Source organism: Streptomyces sp. NPDC085944, from assembly GCF_040686295.1.
GTDB lineage: Bacteria > Actinomycetota > Actinomycetes > Streptomycetales > Streptomycetaceae > Streptomyces > Streptomyces salinarius.
Genome location: NZ_JBFBJX010000017.1, coordinates 62,976 through 77,602, shown reverse-complemented (window position 1 = coordinate 77,602; position 14,627 = coordinate 62,976). Strand labels below are relative to the sequence as shown.

Genomic DNA, 14,627 nt, shown 5'->3' with positions numbered 1-14,627 from the left:
ACCCCCCGTGTCACGGCGGCCGGCCGCCCGGCCGGCCGCGGGGCGCATTGCGGACCCGGGCCCGGGCACCTTCACTGAACACAACTTCGCCACGAGGCGACGGATCGGAGGCCGCGATGCTGTCCCACACCCTGGAGCATGGGGTCCTGGTCATCACGGTGGACCAGGACCCGGGAATCGCCGGGCGGGCCGCCCTGACCACGCAGATCACCAACCTGGTCGACGCCCATCAGCCGGCGCCCGTCGTCATCGTCCTGACCGAGCGGGCCGACGGCCATGCCGCGGTCAGTGCGGTGCTCCGGGCACATCAGTGGTGCGGGCGGCTCGACGTCCTGATGTCCGTCGTGACCCACAGCGCGCCGACCCGGCGGCTGCTGGAGAACAACGCCGACTCCTCGGGTCCGCGTCTGGTGGTGCACGCCCGCGTCGACACCGCGATCAGCACCGCGTTCACCGCGGCGGTCTAACGCCCCCGCGGGAGTTCGGCGACGGCCGGGCGCCCCCGCACCCGGCCGCGTCGAGCCACAGCTGTTACTGCTGTCCGAGCCAGAGGTCGGGGCCGAAGACCTCGTAGTGGACGGCCTCGGCGGGCACCCCGCGGCGCAGCAGGTCGCCGCGGACCGCGCGCATGAAGGGCACCGGTCCGCACAAGTAGGCCGTGACGCCCTCGGGCAGGTCGAGGCCGGTGAGGTCGGCGCGGCCGGTGGACGCCTCCGGCGCCCGGTCGCCGGGCTCCTCGTACCACAGGTGGAGCCGGGCGTCGGGCAGCGCGCTCATCAGGTCGAGTTGCTCCTGGCGGTGGGCGTGGTCGTCGGGGGTGCGGTCGGCGTGGACGACGATCACCTGGCGGGTCGAGCCGGTGGCGGCCAGGTGGTCGAGCATCGCCAGCACGGGCGTGACGCCGATGCCGGCGGAGGCCAGCAGCAGCGGGCCGTCGTGCTCCGCCAGGGCCAGGTCGCCGAACGGGGCGGACGTGGTCAGCACGTCGCCCTTGCGGGCGTTCGCGTGCAGCCAGGAGGAGACCTCGCCGTCGGGCCGCCCGTCGCCCTGGACGCGCTTGACGGTGATGCGCAGGTCGGGCCGGCCTGGCGCGGCGGACAGGCTGTACTGGCGGATCTGGCGGGCGCCGTCGGGCAGTTCGACCTGGACGCTGACGTACTGGCCGGGGCGGAAGGACACCGGGGCGCTGTCGTCCGCGGGGCGCAGGGCGAGGGAGACGGCGTCGGCGCTCTCCTCGATCCGGTCGACGATCTCCATGGACCGCCAGACGTCTCCGGCCTCGACACCCGTCTGCGCGTAGAGCCGGGCCTCGAGGGCGATGAGCGCGTTGGCCATCAGCCAGTAGACCTCGTCCCAGGCGCGGGCGACCTCGGGGGTGACGGCGTCGCCGAGCACGTCGACGACGGCGGCCATGATGTTCTCGTGGACGACCTTGTACTGGTCGGGGGTGATGCCGAGCGAGGCGTGCTTGTGCGAGATGCGCGAGAGCATCACGTCGGCGCGCTGGTCCGGGTTCTCCAGCAGCATGCCGGCGAACGCGGCGATGGAGCCCGCCAGGGCCCGCTGCTGCTCTCCGTTGGCCTGGTTCCCGCGGTTGAACAGGTCCCGCAGCAGTTCGGGGTGGGCGTCGAACAGCTTGCGGTAGAAAACGTCGGCGATGTCACCGATGGCCGCCCCGACGGCGGGAAGAGTGGCTCGGACCACGGGAACGGACTGTTCGGAGAGCACAGCGACTCCTTAATTGGTAGATGAGATTCAAGTTTTGGGTCATGGGTCGGCACCCCTTCGGGTGTGCCGCGCGTCATCCCGGACGACGCTCCGTCAGGCCGATCAGAACCGGTCCGGTCGGCGAGACCACCAGGTCGGTCACGGTCAGCGGGTCGAGCGCCGCGTAGAAGGCCTCCTGGGCGTCACGCAGCGCACCGCGCAGCCGGCAGGCCCCGCGCAACGGGCACGGGTTGTCGCCCTCGCAGTCGACCACCTCGGCGTCCCCCTCGAGCTCGCGCACCAGCCAACCCACCGAGGCGTGCCGCCCCAGGCCGGTCAGCGTCAGCCCCCCGCCGCGGCCCCGCCGTGCCTCCACCACACCGAGGTGCCGCAGGCGGGTAATGGCCTTCGCGGCATGCGTGTACGGCACACCGACGGCCTCGGCCACCTCTCGGGTGGTCATCGGTTCGTCACCGTCCCGCACGACGGCCAGGCGCATGACGGAACGCAGCGCCAGGTCGGTGAACTTCGTCAGCCGCATGCCGGAAAGCTATCAAATACACATGCTAGATTCGTCTTTATCCGGGGCACGGCCCTGTGCAGTGCGTCACGGGACCGGCCGCCCCGGAGCGGACCGCCCAGGAGGGCGGCGCACCGGCACGGTTGGGCACAGGGATCGGCGGCATCTGATGGCAGTGGAAGACGGTGGCTCCTCCCGAACGGCGGCGGACGCACCCCTCCCCCGGGCGCTGTGCGACACGACGGAGCTCGTGTCCCTGGGCGGCGACGCGCCGGGCGGCGCCCTGTGGAAGCTGTCGGAACCGGGACGACAGCTCGACGCCAACGTCGTCCGCCTGCCCGCCGGGGGACGGGTGGACACCCACACCGAGCCCGACCTCGACGTCCTGCTTCTCGTCCTCGACGGTGCGGCCCGCCTGGACTCCGCCGACGGCGGGCACCCCCTGCGCGCGGGCGTCCTGACCTGGCTGCCGCACGGTTCGACCCGGGCCGTGCTCGCCGGGCCGGACGGGGTGACGTACCTGACCGTGCACCGCCGGCGTCCCGGCATGCGCATCCAGCCCCCGGAAGCCGCCGACCGGCTGAGGCGGTCGCACGACGGCGGCTGACCTGGGGTGGGCGGCGTTCACCGCGTCTCGGCGCGCAGCTCCGTGAGGGACCCGGCCGTCAGGGGGCAGGGCTCCTCACCGGGGTCGACGAGGACCACGGCGCAGGCGGCGGCGTGGGTGAGGGGTCCGCGCTTCGACGGCGCCCGCAGCTCCACGGGTGAGCGGCAGTTCCGGATCGTCGACTTCACGGACCAGGCCCGGCGCTGGCCCAAGTACGTTCCCGAGGCACGCAAGCTGAACCTCGGCAGCATGATGGCTTCCTGCTGTGCACCGAGGACGAGGACCTCGGTGCACTGAACATGTACTCCTACCGGCCCGGTGCGTTCACCGACGCCGACGAGACGGCCGGCCGGCCGGCTGCCGGCCTCCCACGCGGCGGTCGCCTTCTCCAGCGCCCGTACGCACGCCCAGCTGCAGCAAGCCCTCGGACCCGGCACACCATCGGCGAGGCCATGGGCATCCTCATGGGCGGGCACCGCCTCGACGAGGACCAGGCCTTCGCCGCGCTGCGCCGGTACGCGCAGGACCGCAACGTCACACTGCGGGACGTGGCGGCGCAGGTCTGCGAACGGGGCGGCCTGCCCGAGTGAGCGGGCGGCCCGCCCCGAGCGATGGGGCGGGAAGATGAACGACTCTCGCACGCGGAGGCGTTTGCTTCCCGCCCCTCGGGTAACTCCGGCATTCCGGACGCCGACCCCCGGGAGTCGCCATGTGGAAGCGCAAGGGCAGAAAGGGCCGTCGGACCGCCAGGCCAGTCCCCATGGAGCTGTGCGACCTGTGCGCCAGGGTCTTCCCCGAGGACGAGGCAGTGAGCGGCTACGTGCCGGACTCCTCGGCGGTGCACGCCACCAACGAGTGGTTCGACGGGCTCCGGCTCATCACCGCGTGCTCGGACGAGCACTTCGACGAGGTCAAGGCGGGATACACCGACCGCCCCTTCGTGGACGAGGAGCTGTGGGCGGCGAAGCTGACCCGGGCCCTGACCACCGGCCCGCCGGCCCTCTCCATGGACCAGCTCGGCTGCCGTACGGGACTCCAGGAGCCCCAGATACGCGCGGCCATCGCCTGGCACAACGAGCGCATGCGGGAAGCCCAGCAGCGCACCGACCCCTGAGGCCGGGGCCGCGGCCGGACTCCGTCCGGGTGCACCGACGTTTGTCCGGGCGCCGGGCGGGTCACTCAGTTCCCCGTCGCGAGCCGTCGAAAGGACGCCCGAGGAGCACCGAGGAGCCCGTGTGAACCGGTTGTGGCGACCGTTCCACCGTGCGTGGGACTGGTTGGCCGCGTCCGCCCTGGTCCGGCGTGGCCGGGACCTGGAGCTGATGCACCGGGCCATGGGCTTCGCCACGCTCGCCCTGGTCACGCTGGCGCCGCTGCTGATCGTGGTGGCGGCGGCCGACCCGCTGGAGCGCGGTGGCTTCGCCTCCTGGCTGGCCGACGGGATGGGGCTGTCCGGACGGTCGGCCCGCGTACTGACCGACATCATCAGCCCACCGCCCAAGGTCGTCGGCACGACGAGCGTGTGGGGCGGAATCCTGCTCGGAGTGTTCGGCGTGTCCTTCGCGGCGAGCGTCCAGAACGGTTACGAGCGCATCTGGGAGCTGCCCTCCGGCCCGTGGCACCGCATCTGGCGCCAGATGACGTGGATGATCCTGCTGACCGCCTACCTGTACCAGGAGGTGCAGACGCGGACCGCGCTGCACGGTTCGGCGCGGATCGCGCTGTCGACCGCCAGCGGCATGCTGTTCTTCTGGTGGGGTCAGCACTTCCTGCTGGGCGGCCAGGTCCGCTGGCGCGACCTGCTGCCGGGTGCCCTCGCCACGATGGTGGGGCTGATCGGGCTGCGCGGCTTCTCGTACCTCTTCTTCACTCCGCTCATCCTCGACAACGCGTTCAGCTACGGCGCGGTCGGCATCGTGCTGGTGGTGGAGTCCTGGCTGATCGGGGTCGGGTTCGTCGTCTTCGGCGGCGCGATGGTCGGGCACTGGTTCTGCGAGCACCACTGGTGGGCGCGGAACATCGACCGCAGACCGGACTGACCCGGCGGGGACCCACCGCCACGGGAGCGGCCGACCGGGCACCGGGCACGGCCACGGGAGCGGTCGAGCTGGCACCGGGCACGATCGGGTGCGGTCGGCCGCCTTGGTCAGCAGCCGGCGCGCCCCCGCAGGGCACCCGCGAGTGCCGCGGCGGCCGCTCCGGTCACGGCGGTGGCCAGGGCCAGCGGCCTGCGGTGGCGGGAGATCCAGAACTGGATGCTGCGCGGATGGGACTCGTCGTCGAAGATGCCGCGTGCGCCGTAGTCGTCCGGGGCGGTGTCGTCCGGCGGCTTCCACAGGTTGACCGGTCGTGACGGATCGACGGGCCGGTCGGTCTGCTGCCCGTCGTAGCCGGTGCGGGCCAGATAGCGGTCCAGCAGTCCGGGGGCGAGCTTCTGGCCGAGGAGGGTGGCGACGGTGGAACCGCCGACCCAGTACATGCGCCGCCGGGGGTGGTCGGCGGCGTACAACACGGCTTCGGCGGCCACCTCGGGCTGGTAGACGGGGGCCACCGGGCGCGGGTGCCGGGGCAGGCGGGTGAGGACCCAGCTGAACTGGGGCGTGTTGAGCCCGGGCATCTGGACCATGGTCACCCGCACCCCGCTGCGGTCGTGCAGCAGTTCGCAGCGCAGCGACTCGGTGAACCCCTGGATGGCGTGCTTGGCCCCGCAGTAGACGGCCTGGAGCGGGACACTGCGTTCGGCCAGGGCGGATCCGACCTGGACGATGGTGCCGCGATCGCGTGGCGTCATGCGCCTGAGGGCGGCCTGGGTGCCGTGCACGAAGCCGAAATACGTCACCTCGGTGGCCCGTTTCAGCTCCTCGGGCCGGATCTCCGGCACGGGCGCGAAGACGGTCGAGAACGCGGCGTTCACCCATACGTCGATGGGGCCGAGCTCTTCCTCGATCCGGCCGGCCGCCGCGTCCACGGCCTCCGCGTCGGCGACATCCACCACCAGGGGCAGTGCCTGCCCGCCGGCCTCTCGGATCTCCTCGGCCGCACGCTCCAGCGCGTACTCGCCCCGCGCGAGCAGGGCCACCGCTGCCCCCCGGGCGCCGAAGGCCCGGGCGGTGGCCCGGCCGACGCCACCGGTGGCACCGGTGACGACGACGACCTGGCCGCGGCGGTGCGCGCCGCTCACTTCTTGCCCCGGCCGGGGAGGTGCTCGGCGTACTCGGTGAGCTTCTGGCGTACGCCCTTGGTGGCGATCCCGGTGGCCTGCGGGTCGTGCAGCGCGGCCTTGACGGCCTTCTTGCCCTGTTCCTTCATGATGTGCGGCGGGATCGGCGCGATCTCCGCGTCCACCTTGAACTCCAGGACCACGGGGCGACCGGCGGCGAGCGCCTCGTCCCAGGCGGCGCCGACCTTCTTCGGGTCGTCGCAGACGATGCCCTTGAGACCGAGCAGTTCGGCGTAGGCGGCGTAGGGCACGTCGGGGATGTCCTGGGAGCCCGGGTACTTCGGGTCGCCGGCCATGGCGCGCTGTTCCCAGGTGACCTGGTTGAGGTCCTGGTTGTTGAAGATGCAGAAGACGAACGGCGCGGGGCCGGACAGGCGGTCCAGGTACCGCTTGATGGTGATCATCTCGTTCATGCCGTTCATCTGGAACGCGCCGTCCCCGACGAAGGCGATCACCGGCCGGTCCGGGTAGGCGAACCGCGCCGCGATGGCGTACGGCGTCCCCGGGCCCATGGTGGCGAGCGTGCCGGACAGCGAGGCTTGCATGCCGTCGCGGAGCTTGAGGTGGCGGGCCCACCAGTTGGTGCCGGAACCGGAGTCGGCCGACAGGATCGCCCCGTCCGGCAGCCTGGACGAGAGTTCGGCGGCCACCGACTGGGGGTTGATGGTCTTGCCGAAGTGCTCACCGGCCCAGCGGTCGCACAGGTCGTTCCACTCCCGGACGTCCTTTTCGATCTTCTCCCGCCAGCCGCGGTCCTTCTTGCGTTCGAGCAGCGGGATCAGCGCCTTCAGCGTCTCCTTGGAGTCGCCGACCAGGTGGGCGTCCATCGGGTAGCGGATGCCGATCATGCGCCCGTCGATGTCGATCTCGACGCCCTTGGCCTGGCCCTCCTCCGGCAGCCACTCCGAGTACGGGAAGCTGCTGCCGATCATCAGCAGGGCGTCGCAGCCCTGGATCATGTTGTCGCTGGCCTTGCTGCCGAGCAGCCCGATCGGGCCGGTCACGAACGGCACGTCGTCGGGCAGGACCTCACGGCCGAGCAGAGCCTTGGCGACGCCGGCGCCGAGCAGTTCGGCGACCTCCACGACCTCGCTCTCCGCCTTGGCCGCGCCCTGGCCGACCAGGATGGCGACCTTCTCGCCCGCGTTGAGGACGTCGGCCGCCCTGCGCAGCTCGTCCGGGTCGGGCAGGACGCGGGGCCGGCTCCAGCCGACGCTGGAGAAGACCGAGCCGTGCTCCCTCGGCGGGGACGGCATCGCCTCCTCCTCCTGGATGTCGTTCGGGATGACGATCGTGGCCACGCCCCGGGTCGTCAGCGCGGTCTTGAAGGCCCGGTCGATCACGTGCCGGGCCTGCCCCGGGTGCACGATCATCTGGCAGAACTCGGACACGTCCGAGAACAGTTGGTCGAGGGCGATCTCCTGCTGGTAGTGGGTGCCGAGCGAGAGCCGCTTCTGCTGGCCCACCACCGCGACCACGGGCTGGTGGTCGAGCTTCGCGTCGTACAGGCCGTTCAGCAGGTGCACCGCACCGGGACCCGACGTGGCGACGCAGCAGCCCACCTCGCCGGTGAACTTGGCGTGCGCGCAGGCCATGAACGCGGCCATCTCCTCGTGCCGCGCCTGGATGAACTCCGGGTCCCCGTCCGCCCGGTCGAAGGCACCGAGCAGTCCGTTGATGCCGTCACCCGGATAGCCGTACACCCGCTTGACGCCCCACTCGGTCAGGCGCTGGAGGACGAAGTCGGCGACTTGGGTCATGGGGCTCTCCCGGACGTGTGGGGACAACGGTCGGGTTGTGGGGTTACCCTCCAGGCCGCCCCTAAACGGTCCGGTCCGTCCCCCCGCGGCCGCTCCCCCGCCCCGCCCGTCGGCTACGCGAGCGGCGGCGCCGTACTCGCCCGGGTCACCAGCCGGGTCGGCACCAGGGTCGTGCCCCGCTCCTGGCCGGTCTCGCGCATCTTGCGCAGCACCGCCGCCACACACAGCCGGCCGACCTCGGCGAAGTCCTGGTGCACGGTGGTCAGCGGCGGCAGGAAGGAGCCGGCCTCGGGGATGTCGTCGAAGCCGATGACGCTGACGTCCTCGGGCACGCGCCGGCCGCGTGCGTGCAGGGCGCGCAGCAGGCCGAGGGCCATCTGGTCGTTGGCCGCGAAGACGGCGGTGCACTCCTCGCGGGCGGCGAGTTCGAGACCGGCCCGATAGCCGGACTCGGCCGACCAGTCGCCCCGGACGAGGGGCGGCGGGGTGCGGCCGGCCTCGGTGAGCGTGCGCCGCCAGGCGTCGGTGCGGCGCTGGGCGGCGAAGGAGCCCTCGGGGCCCGCCAGGTGCCACACGGTGTCGTGGCCGAGGTCCAGCAGATGGCGCACGGCGGCGCGGGAGCCGCCGGCCTGGTCGGTGTCGACGACCGTGTAGTGGTCGCCGGCGTCGGAGTCGACCACGACGACCTGGACGTGGGGCGGCAGGGTGAGGGAGGCCGCGTCCAGGAGGTGGACCTCCATGATCACGATGACCGCGTCGACGGCCAGCTCCTCCAGCCGCGAGAACGCGCCGCGCACCTCGTCCTGGGTGGGGACGGCGACCGGCAGCAGCGTCACGGCGTACCCCTCGCTCGCCGCGGAGGTCGCGATGGCCTCCAGGGTGCGGACGTTGCCCGTGGTGGCCAGCGAGAAGGTGATGACGCCGATGGTGCGGAACTCACCGCGCTTGAGGGCCCGGGCAGCGCTGTTGGGCCGGTAGCCGAGTTCCTTCATGGCCGCCAGCACCTGCCGCCGGGTCTCCTCGGTCACGCCCGCGTAGCCGTTCGAGACGCGGGAGACGGTCTGCGAGGAGACTCCGGCCAGCCGGGCCACGTCCGCCATGGAAGCCGTGCGCTCCCGGCCGCGCCGGGCTCGCGCGGGCACGCTCGTCGGGACTTCCTCAGCCGTGCTCACTCGCCGTCAGCCGCCTCTCCGTCGCTGTCGGGCCCAGCCGCGCAAGGACCCTTGACCGTCGTCCTCGGGGCAGTGTAGACATGCCGCCATCAAATGTTTACGTAAACATAACAGCCCTTCCGCAGACCTCGACGGTCCCGTCCGGCGGGTGATGTTTACGCAAACATGACGGGCCCCACCAGGCTCCGCAAGCTCCAGGACGTGACGAGCGAGGAACGACATGACGACGCTGCAACCGCCGGCCGCCGCCGAGCCGCGGCCTGCCCCGCCCCCGGTGCGGCGAGACCGCCGCTCCTGGACGGGGTGGGGCTTCCTCGGCCCCTTCGTGGCCGTGTTCGCCCTGGTGTTCCTCGCGCCGATCGTGTACTCGGTCTACCTCAGCCTCTTCCGGGACCAGCTCATCGGCGGGACCACCTTCGTCGGACTGGACAACTACGCCGAGGCGCTGGAGGACGAGCGGTTCTGGGCCTCGTTGGCCCGGGTCTCGCTCTTCCTCGCCGTACAGGTGCCGATCATGCTCGGCATCGCGCTCCTGGTGGCCCTGGCGCTCGACAGCGGGCGCCTGTACGGGCGGGACTTCTTCCGCATCTCCATCTTCCTGCCGTACGCCGTCCCCGCCGTGGTGGCCACCCTGATGTGGGGCTTCATGTACGGCACCCGCTTCGGCCTGGTCGGTGACATCAACGACGCGCTGGGCGTCTCGCTGCCCGACCCGCTCTCCCCCGACCTGGTGCTGGCCTCGATCGGCAACATCGTCACCTGGGAGTTCGTCGGCTACAACATGCTGATCTTCTACTCGGCGCTGCGCGTCGTCCCGCACTCGCTGTACGAGGCGGCCCAGATCGACGGCGCCGGCCAGATCCGGGTGATCTGCGCGATCAAACTCCCCGCCATCCGCGGGGCCCTGGTGATCGCCACGATCTTCTCGATCATCGGCAGCTTCCAGCTCTTCAACGAACCCAGCATCCTGCAGCCCCTGGCGCGCAACGCCATCACCACCGACTACACCCCGAACTACTACACGTACGCGTTGTCCTTCAACGGGCAGCAGCACAACTACTCCGCGACCGTCGCCATCGTCATGGGGCTGATCACCATGGTCATCGCCTACGTCGTGCAGCTGCGCGGCATGCGCAAGGGAGTGTGAGGCAGCGATGACCGGTCCCGTCGCCACCGTCCCCGACCGTCGCTCGGCCAAGCCGTCCGACACGCCGGGCCCCGTGCCCCGGCTGCGCGCGTCCCGGCGCCGGCACTCCGCCGACAAGCCCCGGCGCAGCGTGCTGCTGACCGTGCTCACCTCACTCGTGCTGCTGTACAGCCTGGTGCCGCTTGTCTGGCTGGCCGTCAGCGCCACCAAGACGCAGGAGGGGCTGTCCCGTTCCGCCGGTCTCTGGTTCGACGGCGACTTCGCGCTGTGGGACAACATCGCCGAAACGTTCACCTACGACGACGGCGTCTTCACCCGCTGGCTGCTCAACACCCTGCTGTACGTGGGGCTCGGCGCGGGCGGTGCCACCTTCCTCGCGGTGCTCGGCGGCTACGCGCTCGCCAAGTTCGACTTCCCCGGCCGGCGGGCCGTCTTCGCCGTCGTCATCGGCGCGGTGGCCGTGCCCGGTACGGCGCTGGCGGTGCCGACCTTCCTGATGTTCAGCAACATGGGGCTCACCAACACGCCCTGGGCGGTGATCATCCCGTCCCTGATCTCGCCGTTCGGCCTCTACCTGATGTGGGTGTTCGCCACCGAGGCCATCCCGACCGAGCTGATGGAGGCGGCCCGTATCGACGGGGCGGGCGAGGTACGCACCTTCTTCCGGGTCGCCCTGCCGCTGCTGGCGCCCGGCATCGTCACCGTCCTGCTGTTCACCATGGTCGCCACCTGGAACAACTACTTCCTGCCGCTGGTCATGCTCAAGGACCCCGACTGGTATCCGCTGACCCTGGGCCTCAACAGCTGGAACCAGCAGGCGGCGACCGCGGGCGGCGAGGCCGTCTTCAACCTCGTCGTCACCGGGTCGCTGATCACCATCCTGCCGCTCGTCGCCGCGTTCCTGCTGCTCCAGAAGTACTGGCAGTCCGGTCTCGCCGCCGGAAGCGTCAAGGAGTAGCCCCTCCCCCGCCCTGCCCCGTCCCTCACCGACAACCCCTCCCACCCTCAACCGGTGCCGGTTCCGGCCACGAAGAAGTGGAAGCACGCCCATGCCCACACACCTGACCAAGCACTCGCGCCGCCTGCTGCGCGGCACGGCCCTCGTCTGCGCGCTCGCCCTGGGCGCGGCCGCCTGCGGCGGCTCCGACGACGGCGGAGCGAGCGACAAGGCCGTCTCCGAGGCGGACATACAGGCGGCCCTCAAGGAGGGCGGCACCATCACGGTCTGGGCGTGGGAGCCCACCCTCGAGCAGGTGGCCGCCGACTTCGAGAAGGCCCACCCGGGCGTCAAGGTCGACCTCGTCAACGCCGGCACCAACAAGGACGAGTACACGGCGCTGCAGAACGCCATCTCGGCGAAGAAGGGCGTACCGGACGTCGCCCAGATCGAGTACTACGCGATGGGCCAGTACGCCCTGACCGAGCAGCTCACCGACCTCAAGGCCTTCGGCGCCGACAAGCTCTCCGCCAAGTTCTCCCCCGGTCCCTGGAACGGGGTGAAGGCCGGTTCGGACGGCATCTACGCGCTGCCGATGGACTCGGGCCCGATGGCGCTGTTCTACAACAAGAAGGTCTTCGACAAGTACGACATCAAGGTGCCCACCACGTGGGCCGAGTACCTGGACGCCGCACGCGACCTGCACAGGGCCGACCCCAAGGCCTACATCACCGCCGACAACGGCGACGCCGGGTTCACCACCAGCATGCTCTGGCAGGCCGGTTCGCGTCCCTACACGGTCGACGGCACCAAGGTGAAGATCGACTTCTCCGACCAGGGTGCCAAGACGTTCACCGGCACCTGGCAGAAGCTCATCGACGAGAAGCTGCTCGCCTCGGTCCCCGCCTGGACCGACGAGTGGTACAAGGGCCTCGCCGACGGCAGCATCGCGACGCTGGCGACCGGTGCCTGGATGCCGGCCAACCTCGAGTCCGGCGCCAAGGCTGCGTCCGGCGACTGGCGTGTCGCCCCGCTGCCCCAGTGGACCGCCGGCGGCAAGGTCAGCGCCGAGAACGGCGGCAGCGCGCTCGCACTCCCCGAACTCGGCAAGAACGAGGCGCTGGCGTACGCCTTCGTCGAGTACGCGAACGCCGGGGACGGTGTGCAGACCCGCCTGAAGAACGGCGCGTTCCCGGCCACCACGGCGGATCTGCAGTCCACGAAGTTCCAGGACACCGCGTTCCCGTACTTCGGCGGTCAGAAGGCCAACAAGATCTTCGCCGAGTCGGCCACGAACGTCCCGGACGACTGGTCGTACCTGCCCTACCAGGTGTACGCGAACTCGGTCTTCAACGACACCGTCGGCAAGGCCTACGTCTCCGGCACCACGCTCGCCGAGGGCCTCAAGGCCTGGCAGGAGGCCTCGGTCAAGTACGGCGAGGAGCAGGGCTTCACCGTCGAGAAGTAGCGCACGCCCCCACCCCGGAAGGACCGCCATGATCTCCACCCTCCACTCCCGCATGCACCGCGGGACGGACGGTGCCCCCGCCCCCCGTCTCGCCTACGGCGCCGACTACAACCCCGAGCAGTGGCCCCGGGAGGTGTGGGAGGAGGACGTACGGCTGATGCGCGAGGCCGGCGTGAACATCGTGTCGCTCGGCATCTTCTCCTGGGCCCGCATCCAGCCGGGCCCGGACACCTGGGACTTCGCCTGGCTCGACGAGGTGATGGACCTGCTGCACGAGCACGGGGTCGGCGTCGACCTGGCGACCGCCACCGCGTCCCCGCCGCCCTGGCTGACCACGGCCCACCCCGAGATCCTCCCGGTCACCGAGCGGGGCGAGACGCTGTGGCCGGGAGCCCGCCAGCACTGGCGCCCGACCTCGCCCGTCTTTCGCGAGCACGCCCTGCGCCTGGTGCGGAAGCTGGCGACCCGCTACGCCGAGCACCCGGCCCTGGTCGCCTGGCACGTCAACAACGAGCTGGGCTGCCACAACGTCTACGACTACTCCGACGACGCCGCCCGCGCCTTCCGTGCCTGGCTGCGCGCCCGGTACGGCTCCACGGACGCTCTCAACCACGCCTGGGGCACGGCGTTCTGGTCGCAGCGGTACGGCGACTGGGAGGAGATTCTGCCGCCCCGGCTGGCGGCCTCGCACCCGAACCCGACCCAGCAGCTGGACTTCAAGCGGTTCTCCTCGGACGCGCTCAAGGACCACCTGCGCGCGGAGCGCGACCTGTTGCGCGAGCTGACCCCCGACGTCCCCGTCACCACCAACTTCATGGTGATGCCCGGTACCAAGGGCATGAACTACGCGGACTGGGCCGGCGAGGTGGACTTCGTCGCCAACGACCACTACGTGGTGCCGCACCCGCAGGCCCGCGACGAGCTGTCGTTCTCGGCGAACCTCACCAGCGGCATCGCGGGCGGCAAGCCCTGGTTCCTGATGGAGCACTCCACGAGCGCGGTGAACTGGCAGCCCGTCAACCTGGCCAAGCGGCCCGGCGACATGGCCCGGGACTCGCTGACGCACGTGGCGCACGGCGCCGACGCGGTCTGCTTCTTCCAGTGGCGCCAGTCGGCGGCCGGCGCCGAGAAGTACCACTCGGCGATGGTCCCGCACGCCGGTGCGGACAGCGACCTGTTCCGTTCGGTCACGGCGCTCGGCGACACGCTGAAGACCCTCGCGCCGGTCGCCGGGAGCGAGCGGGAGCCCGCCGAGGTCGGCATCCTCTTCGACTGGGAGTCGCGGTGGGCGAGCGAGCAGGACTCGCACCCCACCTCGCTGCTCGACTACCACCAGGAGGCGCTCGACTGGTACTCGGCGCTGCTCTCCCTGGGCATCCGCGCGGACGTCGTCACCACCGGCGCCGATCTGAGCCGTCACCGGGTGCTGATCGCGCCGGTGCTGCACCTGGTCCCGGCCGCGCTGGCCAAGGACCTGACGCGCTGGGCCGAGCAGGGCGGGCACCTGGTCACCACGTACTTCTCCGGCATCGTCGACGAGAACGACCACGTGTGGCTCGGCGGCTACCCGGGCGCGCTGCGGGACCTGCTCGGCATCCGCGTCGAGGAGTTCGGCCCGCTGCCCGCCGGGCAGAGCGTGGAGCTGGACGACGACGGCACCGGCGGCCTGTGGACCGACCACGTCACCGTCACCGCCCCCGGGACCGAGGTCCTCGTCCGCTACCGCACCGGTGCGCACGCGGGCCGTCCCGCGGTCACCCGGCGTGGCGCGGGCAGCGGTTCGGCCGCCTACGTCTCCACCCGGCTCGGCGCCGACGGGCTCGCCGCGCTGCTGCCGAGGCTGCTGGAGCCGGCCGGGGTGACGAGCGAGCTGCCGGCCCAGGCCCGGGGGCGGGTCGAGGCCACCGTGCGCCGGGGCCCGGGCGGACGCTTCCTGTTCCTGGTCAACCGCACCGACGAGACCGTGACGGTCCCCGGGCTCGCCGGGGAGGTCCTGGTGGGCACCACCGGCGACGACAGGGCCGTAGTCCTGGCGGGGCGGGCGGTCGCCGTCCTGCGCACGCCCACCGACTGATCCCCCACCCCTGAC

Annotated in this window: 13 protein-coding genes and 1 pseudogene; 9 read left to right on the top strand and 5 right to left on the bottom strand. The window is 71.4% G+C overall.

Going from position 1 to position 14,627, the window contains the following annotated elements; genetic code table 11:
- Window positions 1–116: 116 nt before the first annotated feature.
- Window positions 117–467 carry a hypothetical protein gene (locus AB0P07_RS29050; RefSeq protein WP_365555729.1) on the top strand — a complete coding sequence of 117 codons (351 nt, stop codon included), beginning with the start codon at window positions 117–119 and terminating at the stop codon, window positions 465–467.
- Window positions 468–531: 64 nt separating this feature from the next.
- On the opposite strand, the gene AB0P07_RS29045 is transcribed toward AB0P07_RS29050, so the two are convergent.
- Both AB0P07_RS29045 and nsrR read right to left on the bottom strand, forming a co-directional pair.
- Window positions 532–1,728: a globin domain-containing protein gene (locus AB0P07_RS29045; protein WP_365555727.1), complete on the bottom strand. Its 1,197-nt coding sequence runs from the start codon at window positions 1,726–1,728 to the stop codon at window positions 532–534.
- Between the two features lie 73 nt (window positions 1,729–1,801).
- The gene (nsrR, locus tag AB0P07_RS29040; protein ID WP_365555725.1) at window positions 1,802–2,248 is read right to left on the bottom strand and encodes a nitric oxide-sensing transcriptional repressor NsrR; all 447 of its coding nucleotides are present in this window, start codon (window positions 2,246–2,248) and stop codon (window positions 1,802–1,804) included.
- 148 nt (window positions 2,249–2,396) lie between these two features.
- Here nsrR and AB0P07_RS29035 point away from each other — a divergent pair, with 148 nt between their 5' ends.
- The 4 genes and pseudogenes from AB0P07_RS29035 (at window position 2,397) to AB0P07_RS29020 (ending at window position 4,873) form a co-directional block, all read left to right on the top strand.
- On the top strand, window positions 2,397–2,834 hold the full coding sequence (locus AB0P07_RS29035; RefSeq protein ID WP_365555723.1) for a hypothetical protein: 438 nt from the start codon (window positions 2,397–2,399) through the stop codon (window positions 2,832–2,834).
- A 123-nt stretch (window positions 2,835–2,957) separates the two neighbouring features.
- A pseudogene (locus AB0P07_RS29030) lies at window positions 2,958–3,424 on the top strand (GAF and ANTAR domain-containing protein); the annotation flags it as partial.
- Between the two features lie 119 nt (window positions 3,425–3,543).
- Window positions 3,544–3,948, top strand: a complete 405-nt coding sequence (locus tag AB0P07_RS29025; RefSeq protein WP_165286633.1) for a hypothetical protein — start codon at window positions 3,544–3,546, stop codon at window positions 3,946–3,948.
- Window positions 3,949–4,069: 121 nt separating this feature from the next.
- Window positions 4,070–4,873, top strand: coding sequence for a ribonuclease BN (locus tag AB0P07_RS29020; protein WP_365555720.1), 804 nt, complete (start codon window positions 4,070–4,072; stop codon window positions 4,871–4,873).
- A 107-nt stretch (window positions 4,874–4,980) separates the two neighbouring features.
- On the opposite strand, the gene AB0P07_RS29015 is transcribed toward AB0P07_RS29020, so the two are convergent.
- The 3 genes from AB0P07_RS29015 to AB0P07_RS29005 all read right to left on the bottom strand — a co-directional run bounded on the left by AB0P07_RS29015 (window position 4,981) and on the right by AB0P07_RS29005 (window position 8,914).
- Window positions 4,981–6,015, bottom strand: a complete 1,035-nt coding sequence (locus AB0P07_RS29015) for an SDR family oxidoreductase (RefSeq protein ID WP_365555718.1) — start codon at window positions 6,013–6,015, stop codon at window positions 4,981–4,983.
- The gene (locus AB0P07_RS29010; RefSeq protein ID WP_365555716.1) at window positions 6,012–7,814 is read right to left on the bottom strand and encodes a thiamine pyrophosphate-requiring protein; all 1,803 of its coding nucleotides are present in this window, start codon (window positions 7,812–7,814) and stop codon (window positions 6,012–6,014) included. Before AB0P07_RS29010 ends, AB0P07_RS29015 begins: the two co-directional genes overlap by 4 nt.
- 113 nt (window positions 7,815–7,927) lie before the next feature.
- Window positions 7,928–8,914, bottom strand: coding sequence for a LacI family DNA-binding transcriptional regulator (locus AB0P07_RS29005; RefSeq protein ID WP_365555863.1), 987 nt, complete (start codon window positions 8,912–8,914; stop codon window positions 7,928–7,930).
- A 292-nt stretch (window positions 8,915–9,206) separates the two neighbouring features.
- Here AB0P07_RS29005 and AB0P07_RS29000 point away from each other — a divergent pair, with 292 nt between their 5' ends.
- The 4 genes from AB0P07_RS29000 (at window position 9,207) to AB0P07_RS28985 (ending at window position 14,612) form a co-directional block, all read left to right on the top strand.
- Window positions 9,207–10,133 carry a sugar ABC transporter permease gene (locus AB0P07_RS29000; protein WP_365555713.1) on the top strand — a complete coding sequence of 309 codons (927 nt, stop codon included), beginning with the start codon at window positions 9,207–9,209 and terminating at the stop codon, window positions 10,131–10,133.
- Between the two features lie 7 nt (window positions 10,134–10,140).
- Complete coding sequence (locus AB0P07_RS28995) at window positions 10,141–11,091, top strand: carbohydrate ABC transporter permease (protein WP_365555711.1); 951 nt, start codon at window positions 10,141–10,143, stop codon at window positions 11,089–11,091.
- A 91-nt stretch (window positions 11,092–11,182) separates the two neighbouring features.
- Complete coding sequence (locus AB0P07_RS28990; RefSeq protein WP_365555709.1) at window positions 11,183–12,538, top strand: sugar ABC transporter substrate-binding protein; 1,356 nt, start codon at window positions 11,183–11,185, stop codon at window positions 12,536–12,538.
- 28 nt (window positions 12,539–12,566) lie between these two features.
- Window positions 12,567–14,612 carry a beta-galactosidase gene (locus AB0P07_RS28985; protein ID WP_365555707.1) on the top strand — a complete coding sequence of 682 codons (2,046 nt, stop codon included), beginning with the start codon at window positions 12,567–12,569 and terminating at the stop codon, window positions 14,610–14,612.
- Window positions 14,613–14,627: the final 15 nt, after the last annotated feature.

Bases quoted from the DNA above. Each gene is read 5' to 3' on its own strand.
- AB0P07_RS29050 (WP_365555729.1), top strand. From the start codon at position 117: ATGCTGTCCCACACCCTGGAGCATGGGGTCCTGGTCATCACGGTGGAC.
- nsrR (WP_365555725.1), bottom strand. From the start codon at position 2,248: ATGCGGCTGACGAAGTTCACCGACCTGGCGCTGCGTTCCGTCATGCGC.
- AB0P07_RS29035 (WP_365555723.1), top strand. From the start codon at position 2,397: ATGGCAGTGGAAGACGGTGGCTCCTCCCGAACGGCGGCGGACGCACCC.
- AB0P07_RS29025 (WP_165286633.1), top strand. From the start codon at position 3,544: ATGTGGAAGCGCAAGGGCAGAAAGGGCCGTCGGACCGCCAGGCCAGTC.
- AB0P07_RS29010 (WP_365555716.1), bottom strand. From the start codon at position 7,814: ATGACCCAAGTCGCCGACTTCGTCCTCCAGCGCCTGACCGAGTGGGGC.
- AB0P07_RS29005 (WP_365555863.1), bottom strand. From the start codon at position 8,914: ATGGCGGACGTGGCCCGGCTGGCCGGAGTCTCCTCGCAGACCGTCTCC.
- AB0P07_RS29000 (WP_365555713.1), top strand. From the start codon at position 9,207: ATGACGACGCTGCAACCGCCGGCCGCCGCCGAGCCGCGGCCTGCCCCG.
- AB0P07_RS28995 (WP_365555711.1), top strand. From the start codon at position 10,141: ATGACCGGTCCCGTCGCCACCGTCCCCGACCGTCGCTCGGCCAAGCCG.
- AB0P07_RS28990 (WP_365555709.1), top strand. From the start codon at position 11,183: ATGCCCACACACCTGACCAAGCACTCGCGCCGCCTGCTGCGCGGCACG.
- AB0P07_RS28985 (WP_365555707.1), top strand. From the start codon at position 12,567: ATGATCTCCACCCTCCACTCCCGCATGCACCGCGGGACGGACGGTGCC.